The organism is Deltaproteobacteria bacterium (genome assembly GCA_016875225.1).
Lineage (GTDB): Bacteria > Myxococcota_A > UBA9160 > SZUA-336 > SZUA-336 > VGRW01.
Genome location: VGRW01000004.1, coordinates 69504 through 92285 on the forward strand (window position 1 = coordinate 69504; position 22782 = coordinate 92285).

17 protein-coding genes are annotated in these 22782 nt (G+C 70.7%); 6 read left to right on the forward strand and 11 right to left on the reverse strand.

Going from position 1 to position 22782, the window contains the following annotated elements; genetic code table 11:
* Window positions 1–7: 7 nt before the first annotated feature.
* On the reverse strand, window positions 8–853 hold the full coding sequence (locus FJ108_02190) for an MBL fold metallo-hydrolase (GenBank protein MBM4334710.1): 846 nt from the start codon (window positions 851–853) through the stop codon (window positions 8–10).
* An 89-nt stretch (window positions 854–942) separates the two neighbouring features.
* Complete coding sequence (locus tag FJ108_02195) at window positions 943–2373, reverse strand: MFS transporter (protein ID MBM4334711.1); 1431 nt, start codon at window positions 2371–2373, stop codon at window positions 943–945.
* Between the two features lie 88 nt (window positions 2374–2461).
* Here FJ108_02195 and asnS point away from each other — a divergent pair, with 88 nt between their 5' ends.
* Genes asnS through FJ108_02215 form a run of 4 tightly spaced genes read left to right on the forward strand, consistent with a single transcriptional unit; the run spans window position 2462 to window position 6948 of the window.
* Complete coding sequence (gene asnS / locus FJ108_02200) at window positions 2462–3811, forward strand: asparagine--tRNA ligase (protein MBM4334712.1); 1350 nt, start codon at window positions 2462–2464, stop codon at window positions 3809–3811.
* Window positions 3811–4578, forward strand: coding sequence for an SDR family oxidoreductase (locus tag FJ108_02205; protein MBM4334713.1), 768 nt, complete (start codon window positions 3811–3813; stop codon window positions 4576–4578). Before asnS ends, FJ108_02205 begins: the two co-directional genes overlap by 1 nt.
* Window positions 4579–4585: 7 nt before the next feature.
* Window positions 4586–5779: an NADH:flavin oxidoreductase gene (locus tag FJ108_02210; GenBank protein ID MBM4334714.1), complete on the forward strand. Its 1194-nt coding sequence runs from the start codon at window positions 4586–4588 to the stop codon at window positions 5777–5779.
* Window positions 5245–6948, forward strand: coding sequence for an NnrS family protein (locus tag FJ108_02215; protein ID MBM4334715.1), 1704 nt, complete (start codon window positions 5245–5247; stop codon window positions 6946–6948). The genes FJ108_02210 and FJ108_02215 overlap by 535 nt, the downstream gene beginning before the upstream one ends.
* Window positions 6949–6966: 18 nt before the next feature.
* Here the strand turns inward: FJ108_02215 and FJ108_02220 are convergent, their stop codons facing one another.
* A complete protein-coding gene (locus FJ108_02220; GenBank protein ID MBM4334716.1) occupies window positions 6967–8265 on the reverse strand; it encodes a cation:proton antiporter in 1299 nt (432 codons plus the stop codon).
* Between the two features lie 67 nt (window positions 8266–8332).
* Here FJ108_02220 and FJ108_02225 point away from each other — a divergent pair, with 67 nt between their 5' ends.
* Both FJ108_02225 and FJ108_02230 read left to right on the forward strand, forming a co-directional pair.
* The gene (locus FJ108_02225; GenBank protein ID MBM4334717.1) at window positions 8333–9793 is read left to right on the forward strand and encodes an NAD(P)/FAD-dependent oxidoreductase; all 1461 of its coding nucleotides are present in this window, start codon (window positions 8333–8335) and stop codon (window positions 9791–9793) included.
* Between the two features lie 92 nt (window positions 9794–9885).
* Window positions 9886–12606, forward strand: a complete 2721-nt coding sequence (locus FJ108_02230) for a response regulator (protein ID MBM4334718.1) — start codon at window positions 9886–9888, stop codon at window positions 12604–12606.
* A gap of 41 nt (window positions 12607–12647) precedes the next feature.
* On the opposite strand, the gene FJ108_02235 is transcribed toward FJ108_02230, so the two are convergent.
* The 8 genes from FJ108_02235 to FJ108_02270 form a co-directional block, all read right to left on the reverse strand.
* The gene (locus FJ108_02235; protein MBM4334719.1) at window positions 12648–13286 is read right to left on the reverse strand and encodes a TetR/AcrR family transcriptional regulator; all 639 of its coding nucleotides are present in this window, start codon (window positions 13284–13286) and stop codon (window positions 12648–12650) included.
* A 5-nt stretch (window positions 13287–13291) separates the two neighbouring features.
* Entirely contained in the window at window positions 13292–15133 is a 1842-nt protein-coding gene (locus tag FJ108_02240) for an NAD(P)/FAD-dependent oxidoreductase (GenBank protein MBM4334720.1), read from the reverse strand.
* A 97-nt stretch (window positions 15134–15230) separates the two neighbouring features.
* A complete protein-coding gene (locus FJ108_02245; protein MBM4334721.1) occupies window positions 15231–16229 on the reverse strand; it encodes a prenyltransferase in 999 nt (332 codons plus the stop codon).
* A gap of 15 nt (window positions 16230–16244) precedes the next feature.
* On the reverse strand, window positions 16245–18140 hold the full coding sequence (locus FJ108_02250; GenBank protein MBM4334722.1) for an ATP-binding cassette domain-containing protein: 1896 nt from the start codon (window positions 18138–18140) through the stop codon (window positions 16245–16247).
* Between the two features lie 26 nt (window positions 18141–18166).
* The gene (locus FJ108_02255; protein MBM4334723.1) at window positions 18167–19120 is read right to left on the reverse strand and encodes a tRNA-dihydrouridine synthase family protein; all 954 of its coding nucleotides are present in this window, start codon (window positions 19118–19120) and stop codon (window positions 18167–18169) included.
* Window positions 19110–20120, reverse strand: coding sequence for an NAD(P)-dependent alcohol dehydrogenase (locus tag FJ108_02260; protein MBM4334724.1), 1011 nt, complete (start codon window positions 20118–20120; stop codon window positions 19110–19112). Before FJ108_02260 ends, FJ108_02255 begins: the two co-directional genes overlap by 11 nt.
* A complete protein-coding gene (locus FJ108_02265) occupies window positions 20117–21772 on the reverse strand; it encodes a fumarate hydratase (protein MBM4334725.1) in 1656 nt (551 codons plus the stop codon). Before FJ108_02265 ends, FJ108_02260 begins: the two co-directional genes overlap by 4 nt.
* Before the next feature lie 32 nt (window positions 21773–21804).
* The gene (locus FJ108_02270) at window positions 21805–22626 is read right to left on the reverse strand and encodes an SDR family oxidoreductase (GenBank protein MBM4334726.1); all 822 of its coding nucleotides are present in this window, start codon (window positions 22624–22626) and stop codon (window positions 21805–21807) included.
* Window positions 22627–22782 lie beyond the last annotated feature (156 nt).

The window sequence follows — 22782 nt, forward strand, 5'->3', positions numbered from 1 at the left end:
TCGCGCGCTAGACCGCGAAGCGCCAGGCGTCACCATCGCGGACGATCCTGCCGGCCGTCGGCGTCGCAAAGTGAGTGCCGATCACGAGATACCCGCCCGCCGACCAGCGTTCTAGCGCGGAGCGCCGCGTCGCGCGGCCGGTGTCCTGGTTCCAGTCGAAGCTCGAGGCCCACTCGGGCTTCGCGATCTGCGAGGGGTGGTGCATCATGTCGCCGGTGATCACGGCGTCCTCGCCCACCGACGAGATGCGCACGCTGACGTGACCCGGTGTATGGCCGTGCGTCGGCTCGAGCCAGACCTCGCTCGTGAGCTTGTGGTCGGTCTCGACCAGGTCCGCGAGCCCCGCGTCGATGATCGGGCGCACCGAGTCGTCCATGATCGGCTCGTCCGGATTCACCGGCTCCTTGCCCCAGTAGTCCCATTCCTTGCGGCCGATCAGGTAGCGGGCGTTCTCGAACGTCGGAACCCAGCGGCCGCCGACGAGCATCGTGTTCCAGCCGACGTGATCGACGTGCAGGTGCGTGCAGACGACCGTGTCCACCGACTCGCGCGGGTGTCCCGCGTCGGCGAGCTGCTGCAGGAACGGACCGCTGCGCATGTTCCAGTCCGGAATCGGGCGCTTCTTGTCGTTTCCGAGGCAGGTGTCGACCAGGATCTTCCGGCCCTGCGACTCGACGATCAGCGCGTGGATGCTCATCCGGAGCATCCCGTCCGCGGTCACGAAGTGCGGCGCGAGCCAGGGGATCTTCGCCAGGTTCTCGGGCAGCGCGTCCGGGAGCACGAACCCGCCGGGCGTCGGCAGATCCACCTCGATCACCCGCGTCACCGTCACGTTCCCGATCTTCCAGCGCATCGCGGACCTCCTCGGCTCGAGTCGGCGCATGATAGCCCGCGTCGTAGACTGGCGTCTCTCCGCGGAGGATCGCGGTGCAGCGACGGGTGCTACTCCGTCGAGCTGAGCTCGCGGGGCTCCGCAGGCCGCTCGATCGGGCTGTCCTCGCGGTCGGAGAGCACGGGCCGATCGATCGAGCCCGAGGACGGACGCGCCGCGAGGATCCCCACCGCGGGCGGCGCGGCCGTGGTCCGCAGGTCGGGAAGCCACGCGAGAAGCGGAAGCGTGAGCGCCCGCGCGCCCGCGCTGATCCAGAAGAGTGTCGCGTAGCCCGCCAGGTCGATGCCCTGCGTGCCGAGCAGCCAGCCCCCCGCCGCAGCTCCACTGACCATCGCCGTGGCGCTGGCCAGGTTGAACCAGGTCAGCACGCGAGTGCGCTCCTCGGGACGGATCGCGTCGAAGAAGAGCAGGAACGTGGCGAGCTCGTGCGCGCCCCAGGCCACGCCGCTGAAGAGCTGCACCGCGAGCAGATAGTTGAAGTCGTTCGAGAAGGTCCAGAGCGCGGGCAGCGGCACGATCGAGAGCCCCGCCAGCCGCAGCAATCGCCGCGCGCCGTGCTTCGCCGAGAAGTGACCGAGCCACGGAAGCGCCAGGATCTTCGAGACGAACGACGCCGCGATCAGCGTCATGTACCCCACGTAGGAGAGCCCGAGCGCGACCTCGCCGAGCATGTACGGCGTGAAGAACGGCGCCGCGACGTGCACGCCCGTCTGCACCGCGAGCAGGTAGGCGAGCAGGCGGCGATTTCCGGGCGTCGAGCGCGGCGGCGCCAGATCGAGCCGGCCGGTCACGCGCTCGATCAACGGATCGGGCTCGCTCTGCTTCGCGAGCAGCCAGGCGGAGACTCCGCGAGCCAGGCCGGCGAGCGCGAACAGAACCGCGAAGCCGAGCAGCCGCTCTTCGTTCGACTCGAACCCGTGGAGGATTGCCCCGCCGCCGAGCAGCCCCGCGAGCAGCGCCGCCTGCCCGACGCGGCTGCGCCGCGCGAAGAAGCGCGCACGCAGACTGCGGGGGACGATCGTGCCGACCCAGGTGTTCCAGGCCGGCCCTGCCGCCATTCCCGCGGCCCAGTAGAGCGTCGCGATCGCCAGCAGCCCGAAGGCGCTGAGCCGCCCTGCGACGGCGGCCCCGACCAGAGGCGCGAAGCTCGCGGCCTGCACAGCGGCTGCGAGCACCACCCAGCGCCGGTGCGAGCCGAGACGCCGAACGGCGTAGGGCGAGACCAGCTGGAGCACCGCGCCGGCGAGAATCGGACCCGACGCGACGATCCCCGCGACGATGTCGCCGAGGCCGAGCGCGAGCGCGAACGCCGCGATGTAGGTCTCGCCGGTGCCGACCATCACGCTCGCAGCGATCGCGTCGCTGTGCACGTAGGCCAGATCGCGCCGCAGCACGGCCGCCTCGCGTGCGAGCGGCGTCTGCGGCGAACGGCGACGGCCCGAGATTCCGAAGTGCCGATCCTCGTCGGATTCCTGGGCCATTGGCGCGCCGAAGAAACGGAAACGCCCTCTCACTGTCAACGGCGCTCCGCTAGGATTGCCGCGAGGACACGGATCGGAGGAGTGCGGGGTGGCGTTCGCCAGGGTCGTGGAGCTGCTCGCGCGCGGGAGCGCCGGCGAATCGGCGGCCGTGCGCGGCTGGCTGCGCACGGCGCGGCACTCGAAGGGCGTCTCGTTCCTCGATCTCTCCGACGGCTCGAGCCTTGCGGGTCTGCAGGTCGTGGCCGGGCCGGAGCTCGAGAACTACCAGGCCGAGGTCGTCCGGCTCGACACCGGCTGCGCAGTCGAGGTCGAGGGGGAGCTCGTGCCGTCGCAGGGCAGCGGGCAGGCGCTGGAGCTGCGAGCGACGCGGCTCGTCGTGGTCGGCTGGGCCGATTCCGACTACCCGCTGCAGAAGAAGCGGCACGGCTTCGAGTTCCTGCGCACGATCGCGCACCTGCGCCCGCGCACGAACACCTTCGGCGCGGTGCTGCGGGTGCGAAACGTGGCCGCGCGCGCGGTGCACCGCTTCTTCCAGGAGCGCGGCTTCGTCTGGCTGCACACGCCGATCATCACGGCGAGCGACGCGGAAGGGGCGGGCGCCATGTTCCGCGTGGCCGCGACCGAGTTCGACGGCGAGTTCTTCGGGCGCCCCGCGTTCCTGACCGTCTCGGGCCAGCTCGAGGCCGAGATCGGGGCGCTCGCGCTCTCGAACGTCTACACCTTCGGCCCGACCTTCCGCGCCGAGAACTCCAACACCAGCCGCCACCTGGCCGAATTCTGGATGATCGAGCCCGAGATGGCCTTCTGCGATCTGCGCGGCGACATGGAGCTCGCCCAGGCGTTCCTGCGCTACGTGGTGAAGGCGGTCCTCGACGAGTCCGAGGACGATCTCGCGTTCTTCGACGAGCGAATCTCGAGCGGCCTGCGAGCCACTCTCGAGCACGTTGCGCTCAGCTCCTTCGAGCACCTGACCTACGGCGAGGCCGTCGCGATCCTGGAGCGTTCCGGGCAGGACTTCGAGTTCCCGGTGAAGTGGGGCGCGGACCTCGCGAGCGAGCACGAGCGCTTCCTCACCGAGAGCCACGTCGGCCGGCCCGTGATCGTCACCGACTACCCCAAGGCGATCAAAGCCTTCTACATGTACTGCAACGACGACGGTCAGACCGTTCGCGCGATGGACGTGCTGGTTCCGAAGGTCGGCGAGATCATCGGCGGGTCGCAGCGCGAGGACCGCGTCGACGTGCTTCGCGCGCGCCTGGCCGAGTGCGGTCTGCCCGAGGCCCCCTATCAGTGGTACCTCGACCTGCGGCGTTTCGGCTCGGTCCCGCACGCGGGCTTCGGGCTGGGCTTCGAGCGGCTCGTGCTCTACCTGACGGGAATGGCGAACATCCGCGACGTGATTCCGTTTCCGCGCGTTCCCGGCTACGCGGAGTTCTGATGGGCGTGGCCGTGGTCACGGGCAGCGCGTCGGGGATCGGCGCGGCGATCCGACGCCGGCTCGAAGCCGACGGCGCGCGCGTCATCGGGGTGGACCTGCGCGGCGCCGAGGTGGTCGCGGACCTCTCGACGCCGGCGGGACGAGAGGCGGCGGTCGCCGGCGTGCTCGCGAGCTGCGGCGGGCGGCTCGACCGCGTGGTGATCTCGGCGGGCGTCGGCACGCACGTGTCCCCGCCGTCGCTCGTCGCGGCGGTGAACTACTTCGGCGCGATCGACCCGCTCGACGGCTGGCTGCCCGTGCTTCGCGCCGGGAGCGATCCTGCGGCGCTCGTGGTCTGCTCGAACTCCGCGCAGATGGCGCCGCTCGACGACCACCCCTACGTGAAGGCGCTGCTCGCGCACGACGAGCCCGAGGCGCGGCGGCTCGCCGACGCGGGCGCGAGCTCGATCGTCGCCTACCTCGGCGCGAAGCACGCGCTCGGGCGCGCGGTGCGCCGGCGCGCGGGCGACTGGGGCCGCGCGGGCGTGCGCCTGAACGCCGTCGCGCCCGGGCCGGTGCGCACGCCGCTGCTGGCCGGGGACATGGCCCACCCGGTCACGGGCGCCGCGATCGGCAAGCTGTCGATTCCGCTCGGTCGGATCGGCGAGCCCGAAGAGGTCGCCGAACTCGCGGCGTTCCTGCTCGACCGGCGCGCGGGCTGGATCCACGGCGCGATTTACTACATCGACGGCGGCAACGACGCCGAGATCCGACCCGATCGCTTCTGAGGTACCGATGCCGCTCGACGCATTCGCACCCGCGCGCCTCGCCGATCTCACCCTGCGCAATCGCGTGATCAAGACGGCGACGTACGAGGGCATGTGCCCGGAGGGGATTCCGTCGGACGCGCTGGTCGAACACCACCGCCGGCTTGCGGCCGGCGGCGTCGGGCTCACGACCGTCGCCTACTGCGCGGTCTCGCCCGACGGCCGCACCTTCGCGGAGCAGATGTCGATGCGCCCCGAGACGGTGGCGCCGCTTCGCCGCGTCACCGACGCGGTGCACCGCGAGGGCGGCGCGGCGTCGCTTCAGCTCGGTCACTGCGGCTGGTTCACCAAGAACGCGGAGCTCTCGACCTGGCTTCCGCGCGGGCCGTCGCTCAGCTTGAACCCGTACGGGATCAGTGCGGGCCGGCCGCTGGCGCTGGCGATGAACGCGCGCGAGATCGAGGCTGTGATCGAGGACTTCGGTCGCGCATCGGGGCTCGCGCGCGAGGCGGGCTTCGACGCGGTGGAGCTGCACCTGGGCCACGGCTACCTGCTCTCGCAGTTCCTCAGTCCGGCCACGAACCGGCGCAGCGACGGCTTCGGCGGTGGCATCGACGGCCGCGCGAGGCTCTCGCTCGAGGTCCTGCGCCGCGTGCGCGAGGTGGTCGGCGCGGGCTTTCCGATCCTGTGCAAGATGAACCTGCGCGACGGCTTCCGAGGCGGGATGGAGCTTCCCGACGCGCTCGCGCTGGCGCGCCTGCTCGAGGCCGGAGGCGCGAGCGCCCTGGTGCTCACCGGCGGCTTCACGAGCAAGTCGCCGTTCTATCTGTTCCGCGGCCGGCGCCCGCTCGAGGAGATGATCGCGGCCGAGAAGAGCCGGCTGCAGAAGCTCGTGCTGCGCCGCTTCGGCACGCGCGTGATCCGCGAGTACCCGTTCGAAGAGATGTTCTTCCTGCCGCAGGCGCGCGAGGTACGCGCGGCCGTGCGCATGCCGCTGGTCCTGCTCGGCGGAATCGTCTCGCGGTCGAACGTCGAGGCGGCGATGGTGGAGGGCTTCGAGTTCGTCGCGCTGGGCCGTGCGCTGATCGCCGATCCGGAGAGGGTGCGGCGCATGGCGGGCGATGCGGGCACGCGCTCGCGCTGCAACCACTGCAACGTCTGCGTGGCCGAGATGGACATCGGCGGCGTGCGCTGCGTGCTCGACGACGGAGTGGCGGCGTGACGTTCCTCGGTCGCGCGTTCCGTCCGTTCTTCCTTTTTGCGGGCCTGCAGGCGAGCCTCGCGGTGTTGGCCTGGCTCGCGGTCTACGCCGGCGTGCTCCCGGCTCCGGGCTGGCTCTCGCATACGCCGTCGCTCTGGCACGCGCACGAGATGGTCTTCGGCTTCGTGGTGGCCGCGGCGGCCGGTTTCCTGCTCACCGCTGCGCCGACCTGGACCGGCTCGCGGCCGCCCTCGGGTGCGCCGCTCGGAATGCTGGCCGCACTCTGGCTCGCGGGTCGCGTCGCGATGTTCCTCTCCGGCGCGATTCCGCTCGCGGGGGTCGCGCTCGTCGACGTCGCGCTGCTTCCCGCGATGGCGTTTGCGATCGGCCGGCCGATCTTCGCCGCGCGGCAGCGGCGCAACTACGGCTTCCCGATCGTCCTCTCGGCGCTCGCGCTGCTGAACGCCGGCGCGCATCTCGACGCGCTCGGTCTCGCGCCCGGGCTCGCGGCGGTCTGTCTTCACGTCGGTGTCGATCTCGCGATCGTGCTGATCGTCGCGATGGGCGGGCGGATCACGCCGAGCTTCACCGCCAACGCGTTTCGCCGCGACGGCGTCGCCGCCGTCGTCGTCACGCGCCGGTGGGCCGACCGCGCCGCGGTCGTCGCGGTGGTCGGCGTGGCGCTGGCGAACCTGCTGTTTCCGCGCACGGCGGCGAGCGGCGCGGTCGCGGGGATCGCCGCGCTCGCGGTCGCGGTCCGGATGTCCGGCTGGCAGACGCTGCGCGCGCGGTACGATCCGCTGCTCTGGTCGCTGCACCTGGGCTACGCCTGGGTCGTGGTCGGGCTCTTCGCCGTCGCGCTCTCCGACCTCACCGGCGCGATTCCCTGGAGCGTCGGCCTGCACGCGGAGACGACCGGCGCGATCGGCACGATGGTGCTCGCCGTGATGACCCGCGTCGTGCTCGGGCACACCGGCCGCGGGCTTGCGGCGCCGCGCGCCGCGACGATCGCGTACCTGCTGGTGAGCGCGGCCGCGCTGGTTCGAACCGTGGGCGCACTCGTGTTCCCGGATCCCTACCTGCACGTGATCGCGCTCGCGGCGCTGCTCTGGTCCGCGGCGTACGCGGTGTTCCTGGCCCACTACGCGCCGCTGCTCTTCCGCCCGCGACTCGACGGACAGCCGGGCTAGCCGCTCGTTCGCGCGGGCTCAGGCCGCGGCGGCGTCGCGCTGCTCGGGCGCCTCGGGCTCGCCGGCGGCGCGGCCGGTGCCGACGACCAGCTCGAAGATCGGCGAGGCCATGAGGGTCGTCACGATCGCCATGATCACCAGCGCAGCGAAGAGCTCTTCGGAGATCACCCCGCGCGCGAGGCCGATGTTGATGATGATCAGCTCCATCAGGCCGCGCGCGTTCATCAGCGTTCCGATGCCGATCGCCTCGCGCGTGGCGATTCCCGTCGCGCGCGCGGCCAGCGTGCAGGCGACTCCCTTGCCGACCACCGCCGCGAGCAGAACCGCGAGGCAGACCCCCCAGAGCGCCGGCGAGTCGAGCAGCGTGATCTTCGTGTTCAGCCCCGAGTAGGTGAAGAAGAGCGGGAGCAGGAGCGCCACGGTGAGCGGCTCGATCCGGGCCGTGAGCGCGCGAACGACCGGGCCGCGCGGCATCGCCGCGCCCATCACGAACGCGCCGAAGACCGCATGCAGGCCGATCAGGTCCGTGAACCACGCGCCCAGCGCCATCAGCGCGAGTCCGGCGACCAGGCCGGCGTCGACGAGTTCGCCGTCTCGGATCAGAAACCGCTGCGCGCGGCGCAGCAGCGGGCGCACGATTCCCAGCGCCACCGCGACGTACGCGATTCCGCCGCCGATGTTGTAGCTCGCGTGGCTCCAGTCGCCGTCGAAGCTCGCGAGCACCACCGCCAGCAGGCACCATGCGGTGGCGTCGTCGATCGCGCCCGCGCCGAGCGCGACCGTGCCCATGGTCGTGCCCGCAAGCCGCTTGAAGTGGATGATCCGCGCGAGCATCGGGAACGCGGTGACGCACATCGAGGCGCCGAGGAAGAGCATCGCCTCCGGCAGCGAGGTGCGCTCCGGAAAGATCGCCGTGTGTCGAAACAGCAGCCAGGCCAGCCACGCGCCGAGCGCGAACGGAGCGGCCATTCCCGCGATCGAGACCACTGCGGCGCTCCGCATCCGACGCTGCACGATGTCGATGCGGAACTCCATTCCCACCACGAACATGTACAGCGCAAGGCCGAGCTGCGAGGCCTTGAACAGGTAGCTCTGGGTGTCGCGCGCCGATTGGCTCGCGTCCCAGGGGAAGAGCCAAGCCTGGGCCTCGGGCAACAGCAGCCCGAAGAGGGAAGGGCCGAGCATCACGCCCGCGATCATCTCGGCCACGACCTGCGGCTGGCCGAGCCTGGCGGCGACGGCGCCGACGACGCGGCAGAACGCCAGGATGCAGGCGAGCTGAAGGAAGAACTGGACCGCGAGCCCGACGTTGTTCATGGGCGGCGCGAGTATAACCGCGCCCGCGGCTCTGGTAGCATCCGGTGCGAACCGGAGGGAGGAAGAGATGTCGGCCCAGCGTGAGCTTCGTTTCGCAGTCATCGGCGCGGGAATGTCGGGGATCCTCTCGGCCATCAAGCTCGAGGAGGCCGGTCTCACCAACTACGCGATCTACGAGAAGACCGAGCGGCTCGGCGGGACCTGGCGCGAGAACACCTACCCCGGCGTGGCCTGCGACGTGCCATCGCACCTGTACACCTATTCCTTCGAGCCGAACCCGAACTGGACGCAGCACTTCGCGTCGGGCGGTGAGATCCAGAAGTACTTCGAGGGCGTCGCCAGCAAGTACGGCGTCGACAAGCAGATCCAGTACGGGCAGGAGCTCGCGCGAGCCGAGTTCCGCGACGGTCGCTGGCAGCTCGAGATGAAGTCCGGCCTTCGCGATCAGGCCGACGTGGTGATCGCGGCGACGGGCGTCCTGCACCACCCATCGCTGCCCGAGATCGCGGGGCTCGGCAGCTTCAAGGGCGCCTGCTTCCACAGCGCGCGTTGGGACCACCGGGCGAAGCTCGACGGCGCGCGCGTGGGCGTGATCGGCACCGGCTCGACGGCGGTGCAGATCGTCTCCGCGCTGGTCGACCGGGTGGCGAAGATCTCGGTGTTCCAGCGCACCCCGCAGTGGGTGATGGCGCACGAGAACCTGCCCTACAGCGAGGCGGAGCGGGAGAACTTCCGCCGCAATCCGCAGCTTCTGCGCGAGATGCACGCGAACATGTCCAGCCTGTTCGCCGGCATGTTCGCCAACGCCGTGGTCGACGCGAACTCCGCCGCGATCCAGGCGATCGAGGCCGCTTGTCTCGCGAACCTCGAGAACAACGTGAAGGACCCGGTGCTGCGCGAGAAGCTGCGGCCGAGCTACCGCGCGGCCTGCAAGCGGCTGATCTTCTCGCCCGACTTCTACACGGCGATCCAGAAGCCGAACGCGGAGCTCGTGACCGACGCGATCGAGCGGATCGAGCCCGCGGGCGTGCGCACGAAGGACGGGCGGCTGCACGAGCTCGACGTTCTCGTGCTCGCGACCGGCTTCCGCGTGGATCGCTTCATGCGGCCCGCGCAGATCGTCGGACGCGGCGGGCTCGCGCTCGACGAGGCCTGGGCAAAGCGGCCCAGTGCGTACCTGGCGATCTCGATCCCCGATTTCCCGAACCTGTTCATGCTGAACGGACCCAACGGCCCGGTCGGGAACTTCTCGCTGATCGAGGTCGCGGAGCTGCAGTTCGGCTACATCCTGCAGCTCGTCGAGCAGCTCCGCTCCGGAGCGTGTCGCGAGATCAGCCCAAAGCGCGACGTGACGGAGAAATACGAGGCCGAGCGAAGCGAAGCGGCGAAGAACAGCATCTGGACCACGGGCTGCCGCAGCTGGTACCTCGACGACCGCGGAATTCCCGGCAGCTGGCCGTGGCCGTTCGATCGCTTCCGCGCCGAGATGGCCCGGCCCAAGCTCGAGAGCTTCGAACGCGTGAGCTGATCGCGCGTACGACAGGCGTGCCGGGATCGGCACATTTGCGACAGGCGTGAAGCGACGCAAAGCCGCGGAGCGGCGAGCCCGATAAGCCTCGAATGCCGCGCACATGGCTGCTGCGCATGCGAGCGTTTCCCTGGGGTGCGAACGCGCTGGTCGCGGTTGCATATCTGATCGCCGCGCAGCTGGCCTGGCTCACGCCGACTTGCGCCGACGGAATCGCGCCGATCTGGCCGGCGGAGGGCGTCGCTCTGGCCGGCGCGCTGATCTGGGGCGCGCGCGCGTGGCCCGGGCTGTTCGTCGCGATCGCGGGCACGGGCTTGCTCATGCCCACCGCGCTGCTGGAGCCGCTTCCGCGCCTGCTCGCCGCGCTCGCGTACGGGGTTGGCGCGACGCTCGCGACCCTCGCCGGTGCGCGCCTCGCGCGCTTCGCCGCGTCGGGCCGCGACATCCGCGGGCTCGACGCCTTGCCGTGGATCCTGGTCGTGGCCGCCCCAGCGACGGCGCTTCTCTGCGCCTCGTACGGGACCGGCCTGATGTACCTGGCGGGTGCCACTCCGCGCGACGTCGTGCTCGAAACCGTTCTCGCCTGGGCGAAGTCGGAGCTGCTCGGGGGCATGGCCTTCACGCCGATCGCGCTGGCGCTGCTCGGAGCGCGCACGGGCTGGACGGTGCGTGTCGCCGCCGTCATCGGCATCGCCGCGAGCCTCGCGGGCTGGGGCGCGCTCAACCGACTCGAGGTCGACGCCGCGGCGCACCGTCTGGAGAACGCGGCCGTCGAGCGCTCGCTCTCGATCCAGCGCGGGTTCGCGGTCGTGAGCGACGCGCTCGACGCCCTGGCGGGGCTCTACGACGCCTCCGCGACCGTCTCGCCCGACGAGTTCGAGGCGTTCAGCGACCGCCTGCTGGACCACGCCTGGTCGGTGCAGGCGTTCGCGTTCGCCGAGCGCTCGGTTCGCGCCGGCGAAGTCCACTTCGCCATCTCCGCCATCTCGCCCCGCACGGAGAACGAGCCGCTCCTGGGCTACGAGCTGACCTCGTCCCCCGAGATCGCGGGTGCGATCGAGAAGGCGATGCTCGCGCGCGACATCGCGGCCTCGCCCGCAATCCTTCTGCCGCACGAGGTCGACGCGAAGCCGACGCACCTGATGCTGATGCCGATCTACGACGGGGGGAACGACCCGTTCGCAGGCGTCGGAGAGCTGCGCGGCTTCGCGCTCGCGATCGTGAAGATCGGTCCGCTGATCGACGAGCTTCTGGCCGACTGGCTTCCCGTCGGGCTGGACATCCTGGTGACCGACGCACCCGGCCCCGAAGCGCGCGTGGTGCACCTGGGCTGGGACAGCACGCGCGAGACGCCGCTCGGGCCGGAGGACGCGACGCGCATGCTCTCGCTCTCGCCGGAGCAGGCGATCCGCAACTCGCTGTACTTCGGCGACCGCAGCCTGCCGTCGGTCTGGGCGCCGGCTCCCGCCTTCGTCGCCGCCACGCGATCCTGGAACCCGCTCGCGGCGCTGATCGTCGGCTGGGTGATCACGGCGCTGCTCTCGAGCTGGCTGCACCTGGTCGGCGAGCGCACGCGCCGGATCGAGGAGCTGGTGCTGGAGCGCACGCGCGAGCTGGCCGAGACGAACGCGTCGCTTTCGGCGGCCAACCGCGCCAAGAGCGAGTTTCTGGCCAACGTGAGCCACGAGGTCCGCACGCCGATGACGGCGATTCTCGGCTTCGCCGACTCGCTGGCCGAGCAGGATGTCGGCGCCTCCGAACGCGCGGAGCTGGTCGACATCATCCGCCGCAACGGCCGCCACCTGCTCGCAATACTGAACGACGTGCTCGACCTGTCGAAGATCGAGGCCGGACGCATGCGCGTGGAGCGGATCCCGTGCTCGCTGCGCCAGATCGTCGACGAGACGCTCTCGCTCCTGCGAGTACGCGCCGAGCAGAAGGGCCTGGAGCTGCACGTGGAGTGGGCGCTTCCGCTGCCCGCGCGGATCCAGAGCGACCCGGTGCGCTTCCGGCAGATCCTGAACAACCTGGTCGGCAACGCGATCAAGTTCACGGAGTCGGGCTCGGTGCGCGTCCGTGTCGGGCTCTCGGACGACCAGCTCGTGGTCGACGTCGTCGACACCGGAGTCGGCATGACCGGCGAGCAGATCGCACGGATCTTCCAGCCGTTCACGCAGGCCGATGCTTCGACCACCCGCCGCTTCGGTGGCACGGGTCTGGGACTCGCCATCTCCAGACGCATGGCGCAGCTGCTGGGCGGCGACATCGAGGCGAGCTCGGTGCACGGCTCGGGCAGCCATTTCCGCGTCTCGCTCGATCCCGGATCGCTCGCGGGCGTGGAGTGGCTGGCCGAGGTCGCTGCGCCGCCCGCACCCGCTGCGCCGACGGTGGAGACGACGGCGCCCGCGCTACTGCGCGGCCGGATCCTGCTGGCCGAGGACACCCCGGACTCGCGCAGGCTCGTGCGCCACCATCTGGAGCGCGCGGGCCTGCGCGTCGCCGTCGCCGAGAACGGCGTCGAGGTGCACCGGATGGCGCTCGAAGCGCTGCTCGCGGGCGAGCCCTACGACGTGGTGCTGATGGACATGCAGATGCCCGAAATGGACGGCTACCAGGCCACGTCGCGCCTGCGCGAAGAGGGCTACCGCGGCCCGATCGTCGCGCTCACCGCGCACGCGATGACCGGCGAGCGCGAGAAGTGCATCGCCGCCGGCTGCGACGACTACGCCACCAAGCCGATCGACCGCGCAACGCTTCTCGCGACGATCGCGCTGCACCTGGAGAAGGGGAGCTGCTCGGCTCGGCAAAGCTGAGACCTCAGGCGACCTCGCGGTGCGGCGGATCGCGCGGCCCTTCACGGCCGCGCAGAGCGCGGGACCGGCACGCCCGCGTCGCGCAGGATCGCCGTGAGCGTGCGCTTCATCAGCGCGCGCACCCTCGCGACGGAGTGTCCCCGGCCGTGGCGCAGATGGGCCCAGAGCAGCGGGGCCATCGTCGCGGACATCGCCTCTAGCACGTCCGCCCGCTCTGGCGCGGGCAGGCCCTCGAGCTCGCGGCGGAACAGCCGCTCCACATCCTGGTGTTGGAGTCGCAGTCCGTCCTGCGAGACGCGCACGGCCTGCTCCGCGGCGGGGCCGAGCAGCGCCTGCGCCGTGAGCGCGCGCGAGAACGGCGCCGTGGCTTCCAGGAACCTCGCGCGGACCCGCACCAGCTCGTCGATCCTGCGCGCGATCGGCTCGCGCTCGGAGATCTCCTCCAGGAACGGCGCGCAGCGCTGCATTCCCACTTCGACCATGGTGTCGTAGAGCTCCGCGAGATCCGCGAAGTGGTTGAAGATCGACCGGCGCGAGACGCCCGCGCGCTCGGCCACCTGATCTGCGCTGGGCTGGAGCACCCCCTCTTGCAGGAGGTCCAGACAGGCCTCACAGATGGCCAGGCGCGACTGGGCCGTCCGGCTCGGCCGGCCGAGGTCGTCCACGGCGTTCGAGGACATCGCGGCTAGCGGAGCTCCAAGCCCTCGAGTTTCGCGTCGGCACGCCAGTTCGCCAGGATGCCGAAGAACTCGATCGAGCCGCCGCCGTAGAAGCCGTTCTGCACCGACAGCTCCGAGCTCTTGCCCTCGTTGTTGTAGTAGCCGGGCGTGCAGTTCTCGAAGAAGTCGCCGACGTTTCGCGCCTTGGCGATGCACTGCTTCACCCAGGCGTCCTCGCCGGCCTCGCTCGCTTCGATCGTGCGCGCCGACTTCGCGCGCTCGTTCGAAAGGATGTAGGCGATGTGCTTGGCCTGCTCGTCGAGCAGGTGCGGGTAGCTCGCCGTGAACCCGGCCTGCGGGTTGCTCATGATGAAGGCGTTCGGGAAGTCGCGCACGTGCATGCCGTGCAGCGTGCGAATGCCGGTCGACCACGTCTCGGCCAGCGTTGCCCCGCTGCGACCGATCATCGTGAGCCCGGCGCGGCGCGAGTAGTCGGTGCCGACCTCGAAGCCGCTGGCGTAGATCAGGCAATCGACCTCGTACTCCTGCCCGCCGACGACGACGCCCTTCTTCGTGACGCGATCGACGCCCTTTCCCTTGGTGTCGACCAGCGTCACGTTCGGCCGGTTGAAGGTCTCGAGATACTCGTTGTGGAAGCAGGGGCGCTTGCAGAACTGGCGGTAGTAGGGCTTGAGCGCCTCGGCGACCCGCGGGTCCTTGACCGTGGCGTCCACGCGCGCGCGGATCCCCTCCATCTTCTCGAAGTCCGCGAGCTCGACGGCGCGAGCGATCGCATCGGGCGAGGAGAGATCGGTATTGCGGCCCTGCTGCAGGCCGACGATCAGCTTGCTGATCAGCTCGGTCCAGCCGTCGTTCACCAGGTTCTCGGTCTGCGGAACGCCGGAGACCAGCGCGTTGAAGTTGTCCATCCGGTGCTGGTGCCAGCCAGGCGCAAGCGTCTTCACCCACTCCGGGTCGGTCGGCGGGTTGATCTTCAGATCGATCGACGACGGCGTGCGTTGGAAGACGTAGAGCTTGTCGGCCCACTCACCGACGTGCGGCACGATCTGAACGGAGGTTCCGCCGGTGCCGATGATGCCGACGCGCTTGCCGCGCAGACCGGTCAGGTTCCCCTCCGAGTCGCCGCCGGTGTAGTCGTAGTCCCAGCGGCTGGCGTGGAAGGAGTGGCCTTCGAACTCCTCGATTCCGGGAATGCCGGGCAGCTTGGGCATGTTCAGCGGCCCCGTCGCCAGGCAGACGAAGTGGGCCTTCATGCGATCGCCGCGGTTCGTCGTGATCACCCAGCGTGCCGCGGCCTCGTCCCAGCGCAGCTCCTGCAGCCGGGTCTGGAAGCAGACGTCGCGGTACAGGTCGAACTTGCGCGCGATCGCCTGGCTGTGCTCGAGGATCTCGCGCCCGTCGGAGTACTTCTGCTTCGGCATGTAGCCGACTTCCTCGAGCAGCGGCAGATACGTGTACGACTCGATGTCGCAGGCGATGCCCGGGTAGCGGTTCCAGTACCAGGTGCCGCCGAAGTCCGAGGCCGCGTCGATGATGCGGATGCTCTGCACGCCCGCCTGTCGCAGCCGCGCGCCCGCGAGCAGCCCGCCGAAGCCGCCGCCGAGGATCAGCACCTCGACCTCGTCGAAGAGCGGTGCGCGCTCGAAGCCGGGCTTCGCGTACGGATCGTCGAGGAAGTGGGCGAACTTTCCCTGAACCGCGAGGTACTGCTCGTTGCCGTCGGCGCGCAGGCGCTTGTCGCGCTCCTCGCGGTACTTCCGGCGCAGAGAATCCGGGTCGAATCCGATCTCGGCCACGGCCCCGGCTGCGGTCTCTTCCACGGTCCGGTCGTCGCGTTCGCTCGCCATCGCGCATTCGTCCTTCTGGTTGGGTCCGGCCATCATTGCACCCTGAGTGCAAAAGGTGCAAATGGCCGGGATCGGCCCGCGGGCGCCGCCAGAGCCGCTAGAGCCGCGACAGGAGGATGTCGCCGAGCAGGCCGACCAGGAACAGGATTCCGAAGCGGCGGTTGTACCAGAACGTGACCGCGACGAAGTAGAGCGGCCAGACCCCCTTCGGAAGCTCGGGCGGGGCCTGCTTCGGCCGCGGGTGGCGGTAGGTCGCGAACACGCGCCGCAGCGAGGGCGCGGCCGCGAACGGGATCAGCATGGCGGGCGTGAAGTAGCCGATCGCGACCAGGTACGCGATCACCGCGAACTGCGCGACGAGCATGGCGAGAACGGTGAAGCGCGAGCGCCGCTCGCCCAGGATCACCGGCAGCGTGCGAATCGACTTCGCGCTGTCCGCGTCGAGCTTGTCGATGTGCTTGCCGAACAGCACCGCGGTCGGGCCGAGCGCGTAGGCGATGCTCGCGACCGCGACGTGGTGGCTCCACTCACCCGTGATCACGTAGTAGCCGCCGCCGACCATCAGCGGCCCCCAGACCGCGAGCACCGCCGGCTCGCCGAGCCCGACGTACTTCAGCGGCCAGGTGTAGAAGAGCACGAAGAAGGCGCCGGCGCCGAGCAGGATCAGGACGATCTCGCCGCGAAGCGCGACCAGCCAGGCGCCGACCAGGAGCGCCGCGCCTCCCGTGAGCGCCGCGTAGAGCAGCAGCTGCTTCACGCTCAGGAACCCGTCCTGGACGGTCTGCGGTCCGTACTGGGTGCGGAAGTAGTTGCCCTCGTCCACGCCCTTCCAATAGTCGGTGAGGTCGTTCACCAGGTTGTTCGTCGCGTGCGCCAGGCAGAGCCCGAGCGTCACCAGCGCGAAGAGCAGGGCGTCGAACTTCCCCGCCTTGGCTGCGAGCAGCCCGGCGAAGGCCGCGGAGGTGAAGGTCATGATGATCACCGCGGAGCGGGTCGCGATCAGCCAGCGCGAGACGATGTCGAGACCGTCCCAGTCCTGCTTGCTGATGCGCGGCATGACCGTGAGCGCCTTGCCCCACATTTCGACGTTCGGCATCGGATCTCCTCGCTTTCACCGCGCAGTGTAACTCCGCAGCCGCTCCTCGAGCTCGTTCCACTTCCGGTAGGCGGCTTCGATCTCGGCCTCGAGGGCCGAGAGGCGGGCGTGGACGCGCGCCTGCTCGGCCGCTTCGGCCCGGTAGAACTCGGGCGTGCAGATGCGCTGGCCGAGCTCGGCCTGCTCGCGTTCGAGTGACTCGATCCGCGCGGGCAGCTGATCGAGCTCGCGCGCGTCGTTGAAGCCGAGCTTGGCGGGCTTCGCCTTGGGGGCTTGCACGGGCTTCGCGGCGGCAGCGGGCCGGGAGGCGGCCGGGACCTGTACCGCGCGCTGGCGCAGCCAGTCGCTGTAGCCGCCCGCGTACTCCTGCACGCGGCCCGCGCCCTCGAAGACCAGCGTCGACGTGACCACGTTGTCGAGGAACGCGCGGTCGTGCGAGACGAGCAGGAGCGTGCCGCCGTAGTCGACCAGCAGCTCCTCGAGCAGCTCCAGCGTCTCGATGTCGAGGTCGTTGGTCGGCTCGTCCAGCACCAGCAGGTTGGCGGGCTGCGCGAAGAGCCGCGCGAGCAGCAGCCGGTTGCGCTCGCCGCCGGAGAGCGCCTTCACCGGCACGCGCGCGCGATCGGGGCTGAACAGGAAGTCCTGCAGGTAGCCGATCACGTGCCGGCGCTGGCCGTTCACGTCCACGTACTCGCGGCCCTCGGCGATGTTCTCGAGCACGGTCTTCTCGAGCTCGAGCACCGCGCGCAGCTGGTCGTAGTAGGCGATCTCGAGCTTCGTGCCGAGGCGGACCCGGCCCGAAGAGGGCGCGAGCTGCCCGAGCAGGATGCGCAGCAGCGTGGTCTTGCCTGCGCCGTTGGGCCCGACCAGCCCGATCCGATCGCCGCGCATGATGCGCAGCGAGAAGTCGCGCACGATCGGCGCTGCGCCGAAGTCGAAGCTCACGTGCTCGGCGCTGGCGACCAGCTTTCCCGAGGTCGGGCCGTCGTCGAGCGAGAGGCGCGCCTTGCCCTCGAGCTCGCGCCTGCGCGCGCGCTCCTCGCGAAGCGCCACCAGCGCGCGAACGCGGCCCTCGTTTCGCGTGCGGCGCGCCTTGATGCCCTGGCGGATCCAGACCTCCTCCTGCGCGAGCTTCTTGTCGAAGAGCGCGGCGTGGCGCGCCTCCTCCTCGAGCGCGGCGGCCTTCCGGGTCAGGAACTCGGGGTAGCTGCACGGCCACGACGTGAGCGCGCCGCGGTCGAGCTCGACGATCCGGGTCGCGAGCCGCGCAAGAAGCGCGCGGTCGTGGGTCACGAAGAGCACGCCGCCGCGGAACTCGAGCAGCCGGTCCTCCAGCCACTGGATCACCTCGATGTCGAGGTGATTGGTCGGCTCGTCGAGCAACAGCAGATCCGGCTCGCGCACCAGCGCCTGCGCCAGAGCCACGCGCCGGCGCCAGCCGCCCGAGAGCTCGCCGATGCGCGCGTCGGCGGGAAGCTCGAGCCGGGCCAGGATCTGGTCGACGCGCTGGCCCAGGCTCCAGCCGTCGCGGACCTCGATCTCGTGCTGCAGGGTCTCCATTCGCGCGAACAGGGCCGGGTCGCGCTCGACGTCGTGCGCGACGCGGTGGAACTCCGCGAGCAGCTGCCCGATCTCGGAGAGCCCCGCCGCCACCGCGTCGAAGACGGTCTGCGCGCCGTCGAGCGGCAGCTCCTGGGAGAGCGTCGCGATCGAGAGCGCGGGCGCGCGCCAGACCGATCCCGCGTCGGGCACGACCTCGCCCGCGACGATCTTCAGCAGCGTCGACTTGCCCGCGCCGTTGCGGCCGATCAGGCAGACGCGTTCGCCCGCGTCGACCTGCAGGCTCGCGTGCTCGAGCAGTGCCTGCCGGCCGTAGGCGATCGAGACGTCTTCCAGGGAGAGCAGCGGCATGGGGCGGGGAGCATAGGACGGATGCGTCAGACTTCGAGAGCGAGCCGGCCGAGCCGCGCGAGCAGTGCATCGCCGTCGCGCTCGCGCAGGTAGCCGGCGCGTGTCGCCGCGTCCGGCACGAGGCCGCCCGCGGTCCAGTAGCGCAGCAGCTGCTTCAGGCGCGAAGCGATCGTGCTCGCCGGCCAGGAGCGCCGGGCGCGCAGGGTGTCGGCGTACTCGAGCAGGAAGCGCGCGGCCTCGCCGCGCGAGACGCGCCGGCCGCTGAAGATCCACGGGTCGGCCAGCGCCCCGCGCCCGACCATCGCGAAGCTCGCGCCGCTCTCGCGGCGCATGCGCTCGAGCTCGGCGAAGCTCGTGATGCCGCCGTTTCCGCACACGGGGATCGACACCGCGCGCACCGCGCGCGCGATGCGCGTCCAGTCGACCGCGTCGCAGTACGCCTCGGCGCGGGTTCGGCAGTGCAGCGTGAGCAGGGCCGCGCCGCCGGCCTCGACGGCGCGCGCCAGGTCCTCGACGCGCGCGGCGTCGTCGAAGCCGGCGCGAAGCTTCGCGGTGACGGGCACGCGCACCGCGGTTGCGACGGCGGCGACGATGCGCTCGATCGCCGCGGGGTCGCGGAGCAGCGCCGAGCCGGCGCAGCCCGAGATCGCCCGCTTCGCGGGGCAGCCGAAGTTCAGGTCGACGAGCGGCGCGCCCGCGTCGACGGCGTTGCGCGCGGTCTCGGCGAGGTGCGCGAGGTCGTTTCCCATGAGCTGCAGTCCGACCGGCTGCGCGAATCGCGTGGGGCCGAGGTGGCGACGCACGACCGAGCGCGGGATCGCCGACACGCTGATGCGCACGAACTCGGTGAAGGCTCCGCCCAGCGCGTCGGCCGGGTTGCGAGCCAGCACCAGGTCGCGGAAACACGGCTCGGTGACGCCCTCCATGGGCGCGAGCAGGGCCGGGGCGGTGAAGGGCAGGGCGGAAGCGCTAGTCGACACGGACCACGAGCTTGCCGAAGTGCCCCGCGGCCTGCATGGCGCGGAACGCGTCGGGGGCGTCCGCGAAGGCGAACACGCGGTCGATCACGGGCTCGAGCCGGTTCGCGCCGAACGCGGCGTTCATGGCGCGGAACATCTCCGCGCTGCCCACGTAGATGCCCTGCACGCGCAGGCTCTTCTGCAGCGCGTTCAGCGGATTCACCTTGCCCTGGAAGCCGGTCAGCACGCCGATCAGCCACACGCTTCCGCCGTGGCTCGCGGCGATCAGCGACTTCTCGAGCGTGCCCGCGCCGCCGACCTCGACCACGTGATCCACGCCGCGACCGTCGGTGAGCTCGAGCACTCGCTGCTCCCAGTCCGGCTGCGCGCGGTAGTTCACGGTCGCGTCGGCGCCGAGCGCGCGGGCCCGGGCCAGCTTCTCGTCGCTGCTCGAGGTGACGATCACGCGCGCGCCGTGCAGCTTCGCGATCTGCAGCGCGAAGAGCGACACGCCGCCCGTGCCCAGCACCAGCACCGTCTCGCCCGCCGCGAGCCGGCCCTGCGCGACCAGCGCGTTCCAGGCGGTGAGCGCCGCGCACGGCAGCGTCGCGGCCTGCTCGAAGCTCCAGCCGGGAAGCAGCGGCACAGCGCCCTCCTCGCGCAGAAGCGCGTGCTCGGCCAGCATGCCCTGGAGCCGCCCGCCGAGCGCGGTCTCCATCGCCTCGGCCGTGATCGGCCCCGCGTCCCAGCCCTGGAAGAACGTGCCGGCGACCCGGTCCCCGACACGGAAGCGTGTCACGTCGCGCCCGACCGCGACCACCTCGCCCGCTCCGTCGGAGCAGGGCACGAGCGGCCAGCGGTCGCGGTCCGCGTAGCCGAGCACGTGCAGCAGGTCGCGGTAGTTGAGCGAGACCGCGCGCACGCGCACCAGAAGCTCGCGCGGCCCCGGCGCCAGCGCCGGCCGCTCGCACGCGACCAGCGCGCCGATGCCCCCGTCGCTCCGGATCTCCCAGGCGTTCACGAGTTCCCGGAGATCTGCAGCACGGGGGCGGGCTTGCTCTCGAGCAGGCCCGCGTAGAAGTCGTTGCCCTTGTCGTCGGTGACGATGAACGCGGGGAAGTCCTCGACCTCGATCTTCCAGATCGCCTCCATGCCGAGCTCCTCGTACTCCTGCACGCTCACCTTCTTGATCGAGTGGTCGGCGAGACGCGCGGCCGGGCCGCCGATCGAGCCCAGGTAGAAGCCGCCCCACTTCGCGCACGCGTCGCGGACCTGCTTGCCTCGGTTGCCCTTGGCGAGCATCACCATGCTCCCGCCCTGGCTCTGGAACAGGTCGACGTAGGAGTCCATGCGGCCCGCGGTCGTCGGTCCGAACGAGCCGGACGCGCGGCCCTTCGGCTGCTTGGCGGGGCCGGCGTAGTAGACCATGTGGTCCTTCACGTACTGCGGCAGGCCGGCGCCGGAGTCGAGTCGCTCCTTCAGCTTCGCGTGCGCGATGTCGCGCGCGACGATCATCGGCCCCGAGAGCGAGAGCCGGGTTCCGACCGGGTGTCGCGAGAGCTCGGCCAGGATCTCGCGCATGGGCCTACGCAGGTCGATCTTCACGACCTCGCCGCCGAGCTCGTCGTCGGTCACTTCGGGCAGATACTTCGCGGGGTTCGTCTCGAGCTGCTCGAGGAAGACGCCGTCGCGATTGATCTTGCCCAGGATCTGGCGGTCGGCCGAGCACGAGACGCCGAGCCCGACCGGGCACGACGCGCCGTGTCGCGGCAGGCGGATCACGCGCACGTCGTGCGCGAAGTACTTGCCGCCGAACTGCGCTCCGATTCCCGTCTCGTTGCAGAGCTTCTGCACCTGCTCCTCGAGCGCCAGGTCGCGGAATGCGCGCCCGAGCTCGTTCCCGCGCGTCGGCAGGTCGTCGAGGTAGCGCGCCGAGGCGAGCTTCACGGTCTTCAGCGTCTGCTCGGCCGAGGTGCCGCCGATCACCAGCGCCAGGTGGTACGGCGGGCAGGCCGAGGTGCCGAGCGAGCGGATCTTCTCGGACACGAATTTGGTCAGCGACGCGGGGTTCAGCAGCGCCTTCGTCTCTTGGTACAGGAAGGTCTTGTTCGCGGAGCCTCCGCCCTTGGCCATGAACAGGAAGCGGTACTCGTCTCCCGGCTCGGCGTAGAGGTCGATCTGCGCGGGCAGGTTCGTGCCGGTGTTCTTCTCCGTGTACATGTCGAGCGGCGCCATCTGCGAGTAGCGCAGGTTGCGCAGCTGGTACGCCTCGAAGATCCCGCGCGAGAGCGGCTCGGCGTCGTCGCCGCGCGTCCAGACCTGCTGGCCCTTGTACGCCATCACGATCGCGGTGCCGGTGTCCTGGCAGCTCGGCAGCACGCGGCCCGCGGCGATGTTCGCGTTGATCAGCAGCTCGAGCGCGACGAAGCGATCGTTCTCGCTCGCCTCCGGGTCCGCGAGGATCTTCGCGAGCTGTGCCAGGTGGCCGGGTCGGAGCAGGTGAGAGACGTCGTCGAGTGCCTCGCGCGCGAGCAGCGCGAGCGCCTCGGGCTCGACGGCGAGCACGTCGCGGTCGGCGAAGCGTTGGATCGAGACGTGCTGGCTCGTGAGCTTGCGGTACGGCGTCTCGTCGTGACCGTGCTCGAAGATCGGCTGGTAGGTGAAGTCGGCCATGCGCGAATCCTAGCGGCAGGCCGCGAGCCTCGTCAGCCCGGCTCGACGGCCGACGCGGCCTGCAGCGCCTCGATCGCGCGCCGGAAGTTCGGCTGCCCGGTGTGCGCAGTGAGCGCGCCGTCGACGACCAGCATCGCGCCCGAGACGTAGGACGCGTCGTCGGAGAGCAGGAACGCGACCGCGGCGGCGATCTCCTCGGGCCGGCCGATGCGGCCTGCGGGGATCAGGCGCTCGTACTCGTCGATGATCGCGGGAACGGCTTTGAGCCCCGCGATCAGCGGCGTGTCGATCGGGCCCGGGCAGACCGCGTTCACGCGGATGCCGTCGCGCGCGTGGTCGACCGCGAGCGACCGGGTCAGGTTCACCACCGCGCCCTTGGTCGCGTTGTAGGCGGGGATCGAGTAGTCGGCGAACAGGCCAGAGATCGAGGCGGTGTTCACGATCGCGCCGCCGCCGCCGCGCTTCATCAGCGGGATCGCGGATCGGCAGGCCGAGAAGATCGAGTGCACGTTCAGCTCGAACAGGTCGCGCCACGCGGAGGGCTCGATCTCGGTGGTGGTTCCGAAGGCCGCCGCTCCGGCGTTGTTGAAGAGCAGGTCCAGCCGGCCGAAGCGGCGCTCCGCACCGGCCACGAGCGCCGCGACCTGCGCCGGATCGCGGACGTCGCAGGGCGCGAAGCCGACCCGATCGCTCTCGCCGCCCAGGTCCTTCACCAGCGCCGCGCCCGCGTCGCGGTTGATGTCCGCGAGGATCAGCCGCGCGCCCTCGCCGGCCAGGCGGCGGGCCGTCGCGGCCCCGATCCCGGAGGCCGCTCCGGTGAGAATTCCGACCTTCCCCTGGAATCGAGCGGCCATTTTCGCCTCCTGGATGCCTGTGTTTCGAGATCCGGAACCGTAGTCGAAGCAAAGTTCTCCGGTCAACTGCGAAGTTCTTGGCAATTTGACGCAAGTCGAGGTAATTTGGCCGCTCGAATCTCAAAGTTCGAGAGAGCGCACTGCGACCGCAGGGCC

Coding starts and splice junctions, on each gene's coding strand:
- FJ108_02240 (MBM4334720.1), bottom strand. CDS start 15,133: ATGGCGAGCGAACGCGACGACCGGACCGTGGAAGAGACCGCAGCCGGG.
- FJ108_02245 (MBM4334721.1), bottom strand. CDS start 16,229: ATGCCGAACGTCGAAATGTGGGGCAAGGCGCTCACGGTCATGCCGCGC.
- FJ108_02205 (MBM4334713.1), top strand. CDS start 3,811: ATGGGCGTGGCCGTGGTCACGGGCAGCGCGTCGGGGATCGGCGCGGCG.
- FJ108_02250 (MBM4334722.1), bottom strand. CDS start 18,140: ATGCCGCTGCTCTCCCTGGAAGACGTCTCGATCGCCTACGGCCGGCAG.
- FJ108_02235 (MBM4334719.1), bottom strand. CDS start 13,286: ATGTCCTCGAACGCCGTGGACGACCTCGGCCGGCCGAGCCGGACGGCC.
- FJ108_02225 (MBM4334717.1), top strand. CDS start 8,333: ATGTCGGCCCAGCGTGAGCTTCGTTTCGCAGTCATCGGCGCGGGAATG.
- FJ108_02265 (MBM4334725.1), bottom strand. CDS start 21,772: ATGGCCGACTTCACCTACCAGCCGATCTTCGAGCACGGTCACGACGAG.
- FJ108_02190 (MBM4334710.1), bottom strand. CDS start 853: ATGCGCTGGAAGATCGGGAACGTGACGGTGACGCGGGTGATCGAGGTG.
- FJ108_02195 (MBM4334711.1), bottom strand. CDS start 2,373: ATGGCCCAGGAATCCGACGAGGATCGGCACTTCGGAATCTCGGGCCGT.
- FJ108_02210 (MBM4334714.1), top strand. CDS start 4,586: ATGCCGCTCGACGCATTCGCACCCGCGCGCCTCGCCGATCTCACCCTG.
- FJ108_02230 (MBM4334718.1), top strand. CDS start 9,886: ATGCCGCGCACATGGCTGCTGCGCATGCGAGCGTTTCCCTGGGGTGCG.
- FJ108_02270 (MBM4334726.1), bottom strand. CDS start 22,626: ATGGCCGCTCGATTCCAGGGGAAGGTCGGAATTCTCACCGGAGCGGCC.
- FJ108_02220 (MBM4334716.1), bottom strand. CDS start 8,265: ATGAACAACGTCGGGCTCGCGGTCCAGTTCTTCCTTCAGCTCGCCTGC.